The sequence below is a fragment of the Streptococcus parasanguinis ATCC 15912 genome, from assembly GCF_000164675.2.
Lineage (GTDB): Bacteria > Bacillota > Bacilli > Lactobacillales > Streptococcaceae > Streptococcus > Streptococcus parasanguinis.
The window spans coordinates 921034-935774 of record NC_015678.1; the positions used below are offsets into that span (position 1 = coordinate 921034).

Genomic DNA, 14741 nt, shown 5'->3' on the forward strand with positions numbered 1-14741 from the left:
TAAAATATGGTTAATAAAATAGGAAATAGGTACTTAAATGTCTTCAAAAGTTATTGTAACCATTTTCGGGGCCAGTGGAGATTTAGCCAAGCGCAAACTCTACCCATCCCTTTTTAGACTCTATAAATCAGGAAATCTATCTGAACACTTTGCGGTTATCGGAACAGCTCGCAGACCATGGAGCAAGGAATACTTTGAATCAGTCGTGGTAGAATCCATCACAGATCTGGCAGATAGCCCTCAACAAGCTCAAGAATTCGCTAGTCATTTCTACTACCAAAGCCACGATGTCAATGATACCGAACATTACATCGCCCTGCGCGATTTGCAAAACAGCTTGGATGAAAAATACCAAACGGAACACAACAAGGTCTTCTTCTTGTCCATGGCTCCTCAATTTTTTGGAACTATTGCCAAACACCTCAAATCAGAGGGTATTGTGGATGGACAAGGCTTTGAGCGCTTGATCGTTGAAAAACCTTTCGGTACAGACTTGGAAACAGCTAGTCAGCTCAACAAGGAATTGGAAGAAACCTTTGATGAAGAACAAATCTTCCGGATCGACCATTACCTTGGAAAAGAAATGATCCAAAATATCTTTGCCATTCGTTTTGGAAATCTTATTTTTGATAATCTTTGGAACCGAGATTTTATTGACAATATCCAAATTACTTTTGCTGAACGCTTAGGGGTTGAAGAACGCGGTGGCTACTATGATCACTCGGGGGCCCTTCGAGATATGGTGCAAAACCACACCCTTCAGCTTTTGTCTTTGCTTGCCATGGATAAACCAGCTACCTTCACTAAGGATGCGATTCGGGCAGAGAAGATCAAAGTTTTTGAGCAATTGCACAATCCAACAGATGACGAATTAAAGAAATTCTTTATCCGTGGTCAATACCGTTCAGGTACGATCGAAGGGAAAAAAGATATCTCTTATCGCAGTGAGCCCAATGTCTACCCTGAATCTACTACAGAAACCTATGCTTCTGGTACGTTCTTTGTTGATAGCGATCGCTTCCGCGGAGTACCTTTCTTTTTCCGTACCGGAAAACGCTTGACGCAAAAAGGAACCATGGTCAATGTGGTCTTCAAGCAAACCGACTCCATCTTTGGACATAGTTTGCAACCAAATGTCTTGACCATTTATATCCAACCAAACGAAGGTTTCTCATTGAGCATCAACGGAAAAGAGGTCGGAGAAAAATTCAGTATCGCACCAATTTCCTTTGATTACGAAACAGATGCGACCGCAACTGGAGCTTCACCAGAGCCTTATGAAAAATTAATTTTCGACGTTTTGAACAATGACTCAACCAACTACAGCCACTGGCACGAAGTTCGTGCTTCATGGCAATTGATTGACCGGATTGAAAAACTATGGGCCGAAAATGGTGCACCGCTCTATGAATACAAGTCTGGATCCATGGGACCAACTGCATCCGATGATCTCCTTGCAGAATACGGAGCCGAATGGGTTTGGAAACCTGAACCTAAGAATTAAGGAAATCCGCCTTCGGGTGGTTTTTTTGATAGCGCAAGGAAACAAAAAGACAAATTGTCATAATAACAATTTGTCTTTTTCTATTCGACTCTTAAATCAAGCCTTCCAAGAGGCCTCTCATGAAGTTTTCTGAATGGAATGGTCCGATGTCATCAATCTTTTCTCCAAATCCAATCAACTTCACTGGGATGTCCAACTCTTCACGGATCGCAAGGACGACCCCACCTCGAGCCGTTCCATCGATCTTGGTCAATACAATTCCTGTCACAGGTGTAATTTTTGAAAATTCTTTGGCCTGCACCAAGGCATTTTGACCAGTTGATGCATCGAGGGCCAGCAAGGTTTCATGCGGTGCATCAGGCACTACTCGCTTTATAATCCGGCCGATTTTTTCAAGCTCCGCCATGAGGTTGTCCTTGTTTTGCAGACGACCAGCTGTATCAATCATCAGAACATCGATGTTTTCAGCGATCGCGCGTTCCATTCCATCAAAGACGACACTAGCAGGATCTGATTTTTCAGGACCTGTTACAACTGGAACATCTACACGGCGTCCCCATTCTGCCAGTTGAGCCACTGCTCCTGCACGGAAAGTATCTGCTGCAACCAACATGACTTTCTTGCCCTCTTGTTTGTAGCGGTGGGCTAACTTCCCGATAGAGGTTGTTTTCCCAACTCCATTGACCCCAACAAAGAGCATGACCGTGAGACCATCTTGAAAACGAATGGCTTCATTAAATTGGCCATCCTTTTCATACAAGTCCACCAATTTTTCGATGATCACGCGCTTGAGAGCATCTGGTTTTTTGGCATTTTCCAAACGGGCTTCATAGCGCAACTCTTCGGTTAAATTAGAGGCCACTTGAACCCCAACGTCACTCATGATCAAGAGTTCTTCCAATTCATCAAAGAATTCTTCATCGACTGAACGGAAATTAGCAAAGAAAGCATTGAGACGTGCTCCAAATCCAGTCCGTGTCTTTTTCAAGCTACGATCGTATTTTTCCTGAATGGTTTCTTGCTGAGGATCAACCTCGTCTGGAATCGGCTCCTCTGCCTCTTCAACAGTTCTTTCCTCAACGACTGATGCTGCTTCTCCTTCAGGAAGTCTGGACTCGGCTTCTGCTACTTCAGAAGTTTCCTCTACTTGAGCGATCGCTTCTGATACTTCAGGTTCTGGGACAGCATCCTGAGCTTCTACTAGTTCTGGAACCTTCTCTTCTTTCGTGCTCCCTTCTACTTGCTCAGCGTCAGGTGATGGAGAGGCAATTGGTGACTCTTCTTTCCTTTCTGAACTATCAGCCCCATCTGCTTCCTCACCATTTTCAGTTTCTTCCGCTTCCATTTTCACTTCTTCAAGAGGCTCAGTCTCCGTTTCATCAGCTAGTGGTGAAACTTCTTCAGGACTTGCTTCTGTTTGAGCAGGTTCAAAGACAACTGGAGACTCCTCTACTGGTGCTTGATCTTCATGAGTCTCTGATGTCACTTTTTCTTCAATAAGAGGTTCCTCTGCCGGCTCTTCTTGAGCGACGGTTGAAACAGGTTGATGAGTGGCTGCAATTCGCGCTTTGAGCTCTTGGTAATAAGCTTCCATATCAGCGATTTTTTGCTCTTCCTTGTCATTTCGGGTAGCCGCCGGCTCCTCTTTGACAGTTTCTTCACCCTCAGTACTTTCCGTCACTTCTTCAGAAGACGGAAGCACTTTTTCAGTTTCTTCTTTTTTTCCAAATAAACGATCAAATAATCCCATTTATTCACTCTCCTTTAGCACATAATTTTCAATTGCCCATGCGACGGCATCCTGGTCATTGGTCACAGGGGCCACAAGCGCTGCAACTTCCTTCACTGCTGGAATCGCATTGCCCATGGCAACCCCTAGTCCAGCCCACTGGATCATAGACAGGTCATTGGCTTCATCTCCACAGGCCATGACTTGATCTGCCTTAAGACCCAAAATAGCTGCCAGTGCCTCTAAACCTGTCGCCTTGTGAACATTTTTAGGGCACCATTCCAGCAACATTTCCCGAGATTTAAATATTTCATAGTCTTGAAATAAGTCCGTCCTAATCTGCTTGATAGCTGCATCTAAAAAGTCTTGATCGACGGCTGTCACACACTTGTTGTAGGAAATCGTGGACGGCAGGTCTTTAAAATCTGTTTCAATAAAGTTCAGGTAGGGATTGTAAAGGGAATAGAGAGACTTTCGATCTGCATGAATCTCATAAACCGTTCCCTCACTGATAGCATCCAGCGGAAGGCCTAGACGGGCTGTTTCATCATGAATGGTTGCGACATCTTCTGGTGCCAGGACAACTTTTGAGAGGATTTCTCCATTATTTCGCTGCACTAGACCACCGTTGAAGGTAATCGTATACTCTTCTTCGAGGCCTGCTGTTCCCAATTCTTCCAAAAGAAAATCCATGGCTTTCAAGGGACGACCAGTGGTTAGAACCACCTTGACACCTTGGGCCTGTGCAGCAGCGAGGGCTGCTCTATTGCGAGGGGAGATCTTTTTTTCAGAATTGAGAAGGGTCCCATCTAAATCCAGCGCAATCAAGGAAATCTGACTCATACAATTTCCTCCATGTAGCGTAGGACAGAACCAGTTACATGGTGACCGATGACTGTTTCAGCAATCGCTAAGATTTCAGGACGTGCATTTTCTGGCGCTACAGGATGGCCCACGACTTGCATCATATGGAGGTCATTTAAGTTATCCCCGAAAGCCATCACCTGATCCATCGAGATCCCTAATTTATCCGCTAAGGCGGTAATGGCCACTCCCTTATCGACATAATCGAGGACAATATCAATCGATTCAAAACCTGTCGTCATCGCTTTGACACCGGGGATATTCTCAGTGACCCATTGTTCACCTTCAAGTACAAGAGCTGCATCAAAGTTGGTGGTCAATTTGAAAATTTCATCCTGAATATCTGCTAGGCTTTTCACTTTTTGAATGTTTTCATTGTAGTTCTGACTCAAGGCCAGATAGTCGGGATCTACTGTTTCTAAGACATAGCTCCCTTTTTTCCCAGTCAAAAGAAGCTTATTCGGGTCTGCATAAGGTGAGGATTTCAAAGCCTCAAAAACACCCAAATAAAAGTCTTTGGACATGGTCGCTTCGTAGAGATCTTCTCCATGAAATTCTACCACACTACCATTTTCAGCAATGAAAATCATCTGGTCCTCAAATCCTTTAAAGAGGGATTTGAGAGAAAGGAGGGCACGGCCACTCGCAGCAGCAAAATAGATGCCTTTTTCTTTGCAACTTACTAAAACCTTGCGTAAAAGGTCTTGATCATACTGATGTTGGTCATTTAGAAAAGTTCCATCCATATCCGTAGCGATCAATTTAATATCATTATTCTTCATTTTCTAAGTCTTTCAATTTTACTGAGACGATTTTAGAAACCCCAGATTCTTGCATGGTCACACCATAGATGGAATCTGCAGCCGACATAGTTCCCTTCCGGTGCGTCACGACAATAAACTGGCTTTCCTTATCAAAGCGGTTTAAATAATCCCCAAAGCGCTTGACATTGGCCTCATCTAGGGCAGCCTCTACCTCATCCAGAATGACAAATGGAATAGTCTTGACACGAATAATCGAGAACAAGAGAGCCAAGGCAGACAAGGCCTTTTCTCCACCACTCATGAGGTTTAAGGATTGGATCTTTTTACCAGGTGGCTGCACAGAAATCTCAACACCAGCTGTCAGAAGATCTGGCTCTGTCAGAATCAAATCAGCAGAACCCCCACCAAACATTTGACGGAAAGTAACTTTAAAGGATTCACGAATGGCTTCAAAAGTTGATTTAAAGCGTTCCTTAACCTCGTCATTCATGTCGTTGATAGTAGACAGAAGCATGTTTTTCGCAGCCAAGACATCCTCACGCTGGCTCGAAAGGAAATCAAAGCGTCCCTTCACCTCATCATACTGCCCGATCGCATCCACATTGACTGGACCAAGTGCCTTAATATCTTTTTCGATGCTCTTGAGCTGGTTTTCAGCTGCCGCAAGATTTTCAACAGGTTTGGCCTGCTCTTTGGCTTGGTCAAAGCTTTGCATGAATTCATCGTTAATTTGCGTTAAAAGCTTGTTCAAACGATCCGCATGCTTTTCACGCGTCGCTTCAGCCTTGGCTTGTTGACGAATCCACTCTTCGTTTTTCTTGCGAGCTTGTTCCATCTGTTCTGCAACATCTTCGGCCTGGCCTTCCAAATCATCCAGCTCAAAGCGTTTCCGAATAACTCCTTGTTCCAAGTCCGTTTTCTTAGCTTGGGCCTGTGCCAATTGATTGGCTAGCTGCTCCACATCCACTGTCTGAACTTGGGCCTCGCCTTGTTCAATCAGCAATTGCAACTGATGCTCTTCTACTTCCAACTGGGAGATCGTTTCTTCCAAGCGACGAGCATCTGTTTGTTCGTAGCTTTGTTGGCTCTTATATTCCGTCTGTTGAAGTCGCAATTCTGCCAATTGCTCTTGCAAGTTTTGTACTTTTTGTTGCAGAACATCTTTATCGGACTTCATGGTTTCAATATCGCGATTTAAGTTTTCTTTTTGAAGCTCAATTTCTGCCAATTGCTCAGTAAGGGACTCCAGCTCTTCTTGGAGAGACTGGGTCGCATCTGTTGCCAATTCTGACTTCAAAGCTTCTAAGAGTTCCTGAATTTCTTTCAGTTGCTCTTGGCTTTGTTGGTAGGCCAATTGGGCCCGCTGTTGCTCTAGACGCGCTTGCTCACCCTGGCTTTGAATAGAGGCTAGGTATTCTTGCGCCTGCTTGAGCAGATTGTCCTTTGTCTCTACCTCCTGCTCTGCTTCTCTCAAACGAGCATCCAGAGCTTGCATTTCCTGCTTCAAACTATCCAATTCTGGTTTGACAAAGACCGTATTTTGGGAACGATTGGCACCACCGGCATACGATCCTCCGGTCCGCAATTCGGTCCCATCCAAGGTCACCATCCGAACTTGATAGTTGACTTTACGGGCCGCCTCACGCGCATGCTCCGTCGTATCAAAGATGGCCGTTACGCCAAGCAGGTTTTGGAAAATCTGTTCAAAACGATTTTCATAGGTCACTAAGTCACTCGCAATTCCTAGAAATCCTGCACTGGCTTGAACCAATTCCAAATTCCGAGGAGATAGTTGACGGGCTTTGATCGTCGTTAGCGGAAGGAAGGTTGCCCGTCCCAAGCGATTGCGTTTCAAGAAATCGATCGCTCGCGTTGCGGCCTTTTCATCCTCAACAATGATCTGTTGGCTGCTAGCCCCCAGAGCAATTTCAAGCGCTGTCTGGTAGTCTTTTGAGAAACTCAAATTCTCACTAACAGCTCCACAGATGCCTCCTAACCGTTCTGCTTCTTGCAAAACGCTCTTGACACCAGCATAGAAGTTACTATGGTTCTTCTGAATGGCTTCCAAGCTATTGATCCGCGCCCGCTTATTCTTGCTCTCATCCATCAAGTCAAACATGGCCTCTTGAGCCTCTTGGTAGGCAGCTTTGGCCTGCTCCACTTTTACCAATTGCTCTTGGTATTCTGCTAGTAAACCTTTGACCGTCGCTTGTGCCTGATCCAACTCTTCCAATTGTCGGACTTCTTTTTCCTTGGCAGTTTCAAAGTTTGTTTGTGCCTTGGTCAAATCCTCTTGACGATGGCTTGATTCTTGCAATAGTGCTTGGATCCGGCTCTCAATAGCTGTCCGCTCATTCGATTTTTCAGCCTCCGTCTGCAAGAGCGCGACATACTGCTCGCGTAGATGCTCAATGACTTGTTCCGGATCTTCTTCGTAGTTGGCTAATTCTTTTTCCAACTCTTCTTGTTGCTGCCGGTTCTCTGTCAGTCTTTGTTGAAGCACAGTTAGCGTCTCTTGTTTTTGAGCCAGCTCTTGTTTCGCTTCTTCCAGACGGGCCAAAACAGCATCCAGCCGCTCAAGATTTTCCCTGCGACTATGGGCTGCTTGACTCGATTGCAACTTAGCTACTTCGATTTGCTTTTCTAAATCACTGATCAAACGAGTGACCTCAAGCAAGCTGGCCTGGTCCTCAGCTAAGCTCTCATCCAACTGATGACGGGCTTTCTTGATGCGTACATTCTCTTCTTCTAAGACCTGACGACGTTGGTAATAAGAAGCCAACTGTTCTTGAATAGCCTTTTCTTCTTGATCAGCTTTTTCGTAGAGCTCTTTTGTCAGATCGACTTGAGCAACTAAAACATCCAGCAAGAGAACCTGCCGTTCTTGGTCTAATTCCAAGAAACGGCGAGCTACAGTCGCTTGCTTTTCAAGAGGTTGGATCTGTCCTTCTAATTCATAGAGGATGTCTTCCAGACGGTCCAAATTCTCCTGGGTTTGGTTGAGTTTGGTCTCCGTTTCCTTACGCCGCGTCTTAAATTTCAAGACACCTGCAGCTTCTTCAAAAATAGCCCGTCGTTCTTCCGGTTTGGAGTTAAAGATCTCCTCTACCCGTCCTTGAGAGATAATGGAGAAGGAATCACGTCCCAATCCCGTATCCATGAACAAATCGTGAACATCTCTGAGACGTACTTTCTTACCATCGATCTTGTACTCGCTGTCTCCCGAGCGATAAATATGGCGTTCGACACGAATTTCTTTATCTGCCTGCTGGATAAAACCATCCTGGTTATCTAAGACAACTGTGACACAGGCATAATTCAACGGTTTACGCGATTCTGTCCCTGCAAAGATGACATCGGGCATCTTGCCCCCACGTAGACTCTTGACACTGGATTCCCCTAAGGCCCAACGCAAGCTCTCCGTGATATTTGATTTTCCAGATCCATTAGGCCCTACAACAGCAGTAACCCCCTTGTCGAACACGACTTTTGTCTTATCCGCAAAGGATTTAAAGCCTTGGATTTCAATCTCTTTTAGATACATGGGGAATCATTCCTCGTTTCAACTGCATTGCGGGCCGCTTCCTGCTCCGCTAATTTCTTGGAACGACCATGACCATGTCCCATCGTTTGACCGTTCACGAACACTTCTACTTCAAACTCTTTGGCATGAGCAGGACCGGACTCGCTAACCACTTGGTATTGGATCTCCACATCTCCGTGAACCTGCAACAGTTCTTGCAGGCGGGTCTTGTAGTCAATGACTTGAGAAAATTGACCCGTTTCAACCTTTGGAATCATGACCTGATAGATGAAGCGTTTGACTGCTTCCACTCCTTGATCTAGTAAAAGAGCACCTAAAAAGGCTTCAAATAAATCGCCAAGAATCGTATCGCGGTCCCGACCACCAGATTTTTCTTCGCCCTTGCCTAGTTTGATATAACGATCAAATTGACAATCTCGAGAAAAACCAGCCAGACTTTCTTCACGGACAATCATGGAACGGAATTTAGACAAATCTCCCTCCGGTCTGTTTGGGTGTTCCTTATACAAATATTCGGAAATAACTAATTGAAGAACAGCGTCTCCTAAAAATTCCAAACGTTCGTTATGTGAAATTTTTAAGAGGCGGTGCTCATTGGCATAAGAGGTATGCGTAAAAGCTGTATCTAATAAACTGCTATCTGAAAAAACGATCTGAAACCGTTCCAATAACAGGGCTTGTAATTTCTCCATAGGAAGCCTACTTTCTAATAAATTTATACTCTTAAGTATACCAAAAAAGAAGCACGAACGCACTTCTTTTCCTAGTTCTAGGGCCTGAATTCTCCAATTTTAATCAGGATTTTCTTCTGTTGGATTTTCAGGCTTATTAGGGATCACTTTTAAGAGATAATAGGTGATAAAAATCGTCAAAGCAACTAGAGCAAGCTTCACCCAAATAATCGGGGCCAAATAGATCGAAATCCCCATTAGAATGTAGATCTGAAGAAGGATCCATTTCTTCCGTTCTTTGGCAATCGATTTGGTCTCTCGGTAATCCGCTACATAGGTTTGATAAAGCTTGGTTTGGTAGAGCCACTTTTCAAAGCGTTTGGAACTTTTAGCAAAGCAGGCCATCGATAGCAATAAAAAGGGAGTCGTCGGTAAAATCGGTAATGGAATCCCAATAATTCCTAATCCCAAAGACACAAAACCAATCGTAAGATAAACAAGGCGCATTTACTTCTCCTTCACACAATACAATTTTCGAACCTTTTCAGTAAACAAAAAAAGAAAAAACTACATCTATATTTAAAAAAGGAAGCAACTAACAAGGTGACAGTTGCTTTTCTCTATTTTATATCTTCGTCAAAGGGGTCGCGGTATCTGGCGAGGTATCTAACACCTCAAAATCATGGCCAACAGCTAGATCTGCTCGAGCCAGTTGATTCTCCATGGTCATATGGGCCAATTCTTTGATATTGTTCTCTTTTGACAAATGTCCCAGATAAATCTTTTTGGTGCGATTTCCCAAGGTTCGGATCATGGCATCTGCACCATCTTCGTTAGAAAGGTGGCCTAGGTCTGACAAGATCCGCTGCTTCAAGCGCCAAGCGTAAGAACCTGCTCGAAGGATCTCTACATCGTGGTTGGACTCAATCAGATAGCCATCCGCATCTGCGACGATGCCTGCCAAGCGATCACTCACATAGCCCGTATCCGTCAGCATGACGAAGCTCTTGCCATCCTTCATAAAGCGATAAAATTGAGGGGCTGCAGCATCGTGACTGACACCAAAACTTTCGATATCGATATCGCCAAATGTCTTGGTCTTCCCCATTTCAAAGATGTGCTTTTGAGCATCATCGACCTTTCCTAGATACTTGGTGCCTTCCATTGCCTTCCAAGTTGCTTCATTAGCATATAGATCCATGCCATATTTCCGCGCTAAAACACCCACACCATGAATATGATCTGAGTGTTCGTGCGTAATCAAAATGGCATCTAAGTCTTCTGGTTTGCGATCAATTTCAGCCAATAGTCCCGTAATCTTTTTCCCTGATAGCCCTGCATCAATAAGCAGTTTTTTCTTTGGTGTCTCAAGGTAGAAAGAATTCCCACTAGAACCTGAAGCTAAAATACTATACTTAAATCCCTTTTCTGTCATTGACTCCTTATTCTTCCTCTTCTGTATCCCAGTCGTCTTTAATAGCATCTTTGTCATACGGCAAGACAATGGTAAAGGTAGATCCCTTGCCATATTCACTCTTGGCCCAAATAAAGCCTTTGTGTTGTTTAATGATCTCCTTAGCAATGGCTAAGCCCAGACCAGTCCCACCTTGGGCCCGGCTACGCGCCTTATCCACTCGGTAAAAGCGATCAAAAATGCGTGGCAAGTCTTTCTTGGGAATCCCCAAACCCTCATCTGAGATGGAAATAATCAACTGGGCATCTGTTGTTCTCATCCCTACCTTGATCTTTCCACCATCAGGTGAGTACTTGATGGCATTGTTCAAGATATTATCGATCACCTGGGTCATTTTATCCGTATCAATTTCCACCCAGATTGGAGTGATCGGGTATTCTCGGATTAGTTCATACTTCTTGGTATCTTCTTGCGATTGACTCTTGATCTTATCAAAGCGGTTCAAAATAAAGGTGATAAAGGCCGTAAAGTTGGTCAACTCGATGTCCAACTGACTGGTTTCATTATCGATTCGTGACAAGCTCAATAGATCTGTGACCATGCGCATCATGCGGTTGGTTTCATTGAGTGAAACCTTGACAAAATCTGGTGCTACCGGCTCTGACAAAGCGCCATCGTCTAGGGCTTCCAGATAGGATTTCACACTGGTCAAAGGTGTCCGTAATTCATGACTCACATTGGAGACAAAGAGGCGACGTTCCCGCTCTTCCTTGTCCTGCTCTGTCGTATCGTGCAAGACAGCTACCAGACCAGAGATAAAACCTGACTCGCGACGAATCAAGGCAAAGCGCACACGAAGACTTATGTATTCTCCATTTTCATCCTGGGAATCAATGGTCAACTCTGGTACTTCAGTAATCAAGCTTCGCAGATCATAGTCATCCCCAAGCGAAAGCAAATCCAGAATACTGGTATTGAGCACCTCATCTGGATTAACATTCAATTGCTTGGCTGCCATTTCATTGACCATGATGATCTGACCACGTCTGTTGGTCGCAAGCACCCCATCTGTCATGTAAGAAAGGATACTGGTCAAACGCTTGGTTTCTTGTTCCAAGTTTTCATGCGTCAGGCGAATAACCTCAGACAGATCATTAATGCTATTGGTCATATCTGTCAGCTCTGGACTTCCTTGCATGTCGACCACTTCGGAATAGTCCCCTGCAATCAGATCTTTAATTTTGGAGTTTAATTGTCTGAGCTTGATATTGTCCCTACGGTTTTCTAGCAAAAGCAAGGCTACCACAATGATAAACCCAACCGTAATCAGAACAAAGACAAAGTTCGACGACATTACAAATTGTTTTAGTTGATCAATCATTGTTTCTCATATAATATCCAACACCACGGCGAGTCAAGATATATTCTGGACGTCCCGGTGTGTCCTCGATTTTTTCACGCAAACGACGAACCGTCACGTCCACTGTCCGAACATCACCAAAGTAATCATAGCCCCACACCGTCTCAAGAAGGTGCTCACGGGTCATCACTTGACCAACATGGGTCGCAAGGTGATAGAGCAATTCAAATTCGCGATGGGTCAAGTCCAATTCTTTGTTGCCTTTTTGAACCAAAAAAGCATCTGGAAGAATGTGAAGATCACCAATGACAATTTCCGTATCGGCATCATTTTCAAGCTGAGGATCAGCCGCAAACTCAGAACGACGCAACAAGGCTTTCACACGCGCTTGCAATTCCCGATTCGAGAAGGGTTTGGTCACATAGTCATCTGCCCCAATTTCAAGCCCAATGACCTTATCAAATTCCGTATCCTTGGCAGATAGGACAATGATCGGCACATTACTGGTCTTACGAATCGTCCGCGCCACTTCCAAACCATCAATCTCTGGTAACATCAAATCTAGAATAATAACATCTGGATTTTCAGCTGCAAAGACTTCCAATGCTTCCCGACCATCAAAGGCTGTCAATACCTCATAGCCCTCTTTCGCCATGTTAAATTTGATAATGTCTGAAATTGGTTTTTCATCATCAACTACTAATATTTTTTTCATCTTACATACCTGTTTCTAATGCTACTTTTCCTTATCAATCTCTATCTTCTTATTATATCAAACTTATGAAGAAATGTGGAGTCTCAATTGCCGGGCTTTCCAATAAGACAAAGCAAAAAGACTGAGATCGTTACATCTCAATCTTTTCTTTTTGCATTATTTTGAAACGCGGGATTTATTTGCAATATCTGTAAGAATTAATTCTACAAATGCATCCACTGACATGGTTTCTGTTTCTTTTTGGCCATAACGACGCACGTTTACAGCCTTGTCTTCCATTTCCTTGTCCCCAACGATCAATTGGTAAGGAATCTTTTGTGTTTGAGAAGCACGGATCTTGAACTGCATTTTTTCATTGCGTTCATCCACATCGGCACGAACACCGCGGTCACGAAGTTGCTTAGCCACTTCCCAAGCATAGTCTACGTGTTTTTCGTTCGATACTGGAATAAGGGTTACTTGGTGAGGAGCAAGCCAGGTTGGGAAAGCTCCCTTGTAGTTTTCAATCAAGATCGCAGTAAAGCGTTCCATCGTTGAGATAACCCCACGGTGGATCATGACTGGACGGTGTTCTTCCCCGTCTGCTCCGATGTAATGAAGATCAAAGCGTTCTGGAAGCAAGAAGTCCAATTGGATAGTTGAAAGAGTTTCTTCTTTACCAAGAGCTGTTTTCACTTGGATATCCAATTTTGGTCCGTAGAAGGCAGCTTCCCCTTCTGCTTCATAGTACTCAACACCCATATCATCAACAGCGGCTTTCAACATGCGTTGAGCATTTTCCCACATCTCATCGTTATCAAAGTATTTGTGTTTGTCTTCAGGATCACGGTAAGACAAGCGGAAACGATAATCCGTCAAGTTAAAGTCTTCATACACATCGATGATCAATTGAAGGATCTTCTTGAATTCTTCCTCGATTTGTTCTGGAGCCACAAAGGTATGACCATCATTCAGAGACATTTCACGGACACGTTGAAGACCTGTCAGAGCACCAGATTTTTCATAACGGTGCATCATCCCTATTTCAGCGATACGGATTGGCAATTCACGGTAAGAATGCACATGATGTTTGTAGACTTCAATGTGGTGAGGGCAGTTCATTGGACGAAGAACAAACTCTTCTCCATCTCCCATATCCATTGGTGGGAACATGTCTTCACGGTAGTGATCCCAGTGACCTGAAGTTTTATAAAGTTCTACAGAAGCAATTGGTGGAGTGTAGACGTGTTGGTAGCCTGCTGCTATTTCTTTATCAACGATATAGCGTTCCAACTCACGACGGATGGTCGCACCATTTGGCAACCAGAATGGAAGACCTTGACCAACTTCTTGAGAAATCATGAAGAGATCCAATTCTTTCCCAAGTTTACGGTGGTCACGTTCCTTAGCTTCTTCACGCATTTGAAGGTAGTTCTTCAAGTCTTTCTTATCAAACCAAGCGGTACCATAGATCCGTTGCATCATCGCATTGTCGCTATTACCACGCCAGTAAGCACCAGCAACGTTAAGAAGGTGGAAGATTTGGATGCGACCAGTTGATGGGACGTGTGGGCCACGGCAAAGGTCAATGTATTCACCTTGACGGTAGATAGTCAACCCACCTTCGTCTTCAGAGTGTTCTTCGATCAATTCTAATTTGTATGGATCATTTTTGAAGATTTCACGCGCTTGGTCTTTGGTCACTTCTTCACGAATAGATGGGAAGTTTTCTTTGACGATTTTCTTCATTTCTTCTTCAATACGAGGAAGGTCTTCGTTAGAGATTTGACCAGCTTGGTTGTCTGTATCGTAGTAGAAACCATCTTCGATCGCTGGACCGACACCCAAGTGGATATCTGGGAAGAGGCGACGAGCTGCTTGGGCAAACAAGTGAGCCGCTGAGTGACGCAAGATTGGAAGAGCGTCTTCGTGATCAGGTGTCACGATTTCAATATTTCCATCTTCAGTGATGGCACGAGTTGTGTCAATCAATTTGCCGTTGAATTTACCAGCAAGGGCTTTTTTAGCCAAAGAATTGCTGATAGATTGGGCAATTTCAAAAGTAGTAACGCCAGATTCGAATTCACGAACAGCGCCATCTGGGAAAGTAATCTTAATCATGATTTTCTCCTTATAAAGTTTTTAGTAGCTAAATGGGTGGGAGGTATCTTTGAACATTGGAATCGTCTCTTCTTTA

Annotated in this window: 11 protein-coding genes; 1 reads left to right on the top strand and 10 read right to left on the bottom strand. The window is 44.1% G+C overall.

What is annotated here, in order from left to right:
* The first annotated feature begins 37 nt into the window (after positions 1–37).
* A complete protein-coding gene (zwf, locus tag HMPREF0833_RS04420; protein WP_013903901.1) occupies positions 38–1504 on the top strand; it encodes a glucose-6-phosphate dehydrogenase in 1467 nt (488 codons plus the stop codon).
* A 91-nt stretch (positions 1505–1595) separates the two neighbouring features.
* Here zwf and ftsY read toward each other — a convergent pair whose 3' ends face one another.
* The 10 genes from ftsY to thrS form a co-directional block, all read right to left on the bottom strand.
* Positions 1596–3254, bottom strand: a complete 1659-nt coding sequence (ftsY, locus tag HMPREF0833_RS04425) for a signal recognition particle-docking protein FtsY (RefSeq protein ID WP_013903902.1) — start codon at positions 3252–3254, stop codon at positions 1596–1598.
* The gene (locus HMPREF0833_RS04430; RefSeq protein ID WP_013903903.1) at positions 3255–4076 is read right to left on the bottom strand and encodes a Cof-type HAD-IIB family hydrolase; all 822 of its coding nucleotides are present in this window, start codon (positions 4074–4076) and stop codon (positions 3255–3257) included.
* Entirely contained in the window at positions 4073–4879 is an 807-nt protein-coding gene (locus HMPREF0833_RS04435; RefSeq protein ID WP_013903904.1) for a Cof-type HAD-IIB family hydrolase, read from the bottom strand. The genes HMPREF0833_RS04430 and HMPREF0833_RS04435 overlap by 4 nt, the downstream gene beginning before the upstream one ends.
* On the bottom strand, positions 4869–8405 hold the full coding sequence (gene smc, locus HMPREF0833_RS04440) for a chromosome segregation protein SMC (protein ID WP_013903905.1): 3537 nt from the start codon (positions 8403–8405) through the stop codon (positions 4869–4871). The genes HMPREF0833_RS04435 and smc overlap by 11 nt, the downstream gene beginning before the upstream one ends.
* Complete coding sequence (rnc, locus tag HMPREF0833_RS04445) at positions 8396–9097, bottom strand: ribonuclease III (protein WP_013903906.1); 702 nt, start codon at positions 9095–9097, stop codon at positions 8396–8398. Before rnc ends, smc begins: the two co-directional genes overlap by 10 nt.
* 99 nt (positions 9098–9196) lie before the next feature.
* Positions 9197–9583 (bottom strand): YbaN family protein, encoded by a 387-nt coding sequence (locus HMPREF0833_RS04450; protein WP_013903907.1) that lies wholly within the window; start codon positions 9581–9583, stop codon positions 9197–9199.
* Positions 9584–9701: 118 nt separating this feature from the next.
* Complete coding sequence (locus HMPREF0833_RS04455; RefSeq protein ID WP_003015609.1) at positions 9702–10511, bottom strand: MBL fold metallo-hydrolase; 810 nt, start codon at positions 10509–10511, stop codon at positions 9702–9704.
* 7 nt (positions 10512–10518) lie between these two features.
* Positions 10519–11871 carry a cell wall metabolism sensor histidine kinase VicK gene (vicK, locus tag HMPREF0833_RS04460; protein ID WP_013903909.1) on the bottom strand — a complete coding sequence of 451 codons (1353 nt, stop codon included), beginning with the start codon at positions 11869–11871 and terminating at the stop codon, positions 10519–10521.
* On the bottom strand, positions 11864–12565 hold the full coding sequence (gene yycF, locus HMPREF0833_RS04465) for a response regulator YycF (RefSeq protein ID WP_003015620.1): 702 nt from the start codon (positions 12563–12565) through the stop codon (positions 11864–11866). The genes vicK and yycF overlap by 8 nt, the downstream gene beginning before the upstream one ends.
* Before the next feature lie 156 nt (positions 12566–12721).
* Positions 12722–14665 (bottom strand): threonine--tRNA ligase, encoded by a 1944-nt coding sequence (gene thrS / locus HMPREF0833_RS04470; protein WP_013903910.1) that lies wholly within the window; start codon positions 14663–14665, stop codon positions 12722–12724.
* Between the last annotated feature and the right edge of the window lie 76 nt (positions 14666–14741).

Coding starts and splice junctions, on each gene's coding strand:
- zwf (WP_013903901.1), top strand. CDS start 38: ATGTCTTCAAAAGTTATTGTAACCATTTTCGGGGCCAGTGGAGATTTA.
- ftsY (WP_013903902.1), bottom strand. CDS start 3,254: ATGGGATTATTTGATCGTTTATTTGGAAAAAAAGAAGAAACTGAAAAA.
- HMPREF0833_RS04430 (WP_013903903.1), bottom strand. CDS start 4,076: ATGAGTCAGATTTCCTTGATTGCGCTGGATTTAGATGGGACCCTTCTC.
- HMPREF0833_RS04435 (WP_013903904.1), bottom strand. CDS start 4,879: ATGAAGAATAATGATATTAAATTGATCGCTACGGATATGGATGGAACT.
- smc (WP_013903905.1), bottom strand. CDS start 8,405: ATGTATCTAAAAGAGATTGAAATCCAAGGCTTTAAATCCTTTGCGGAT.
- rnc (WP_013903906.1), bottom strand. CDS start 9,097: ATGGAGAAATTACAAGCCCTGTTATTGGAACGGTTTCAGATCGTTTTT.
- HMPREF0833_RS04450 (WP_013903907.1), bottom strand. CDS start 9,583: ATGCGCCTTGTTTATCTTACGATTGGTTTTGTGTCTTTGGGATTAGGA.
- HMPREF0833_RS04455 (WP_003015609.1), bottom strand. CDS start 10,511: ATGACAGAAAAGGGATTTAAGTATAGTATTTTAGCTTCAGGTTCTAGT.
- vicK (WP_013903909.1), bottom strand. CDS start 11,871: ATGATTGATCAACTAAAACAATTTGTAATGTCGTCGAACTTTGTCTTT.
- yycF (WP_003015620.1), bottom strand. CDS start 12,565: ATGAAAAAAATATTAGTAGTTGATGATGAAAAACCAATTTCAGACATT.
- thrS (WP_013903910.1), bottom strand. CDS start 14,665: ATGATTAAGATTACTTTCCCAGATGGCGCTGTTCGTGAATTCGAATCT.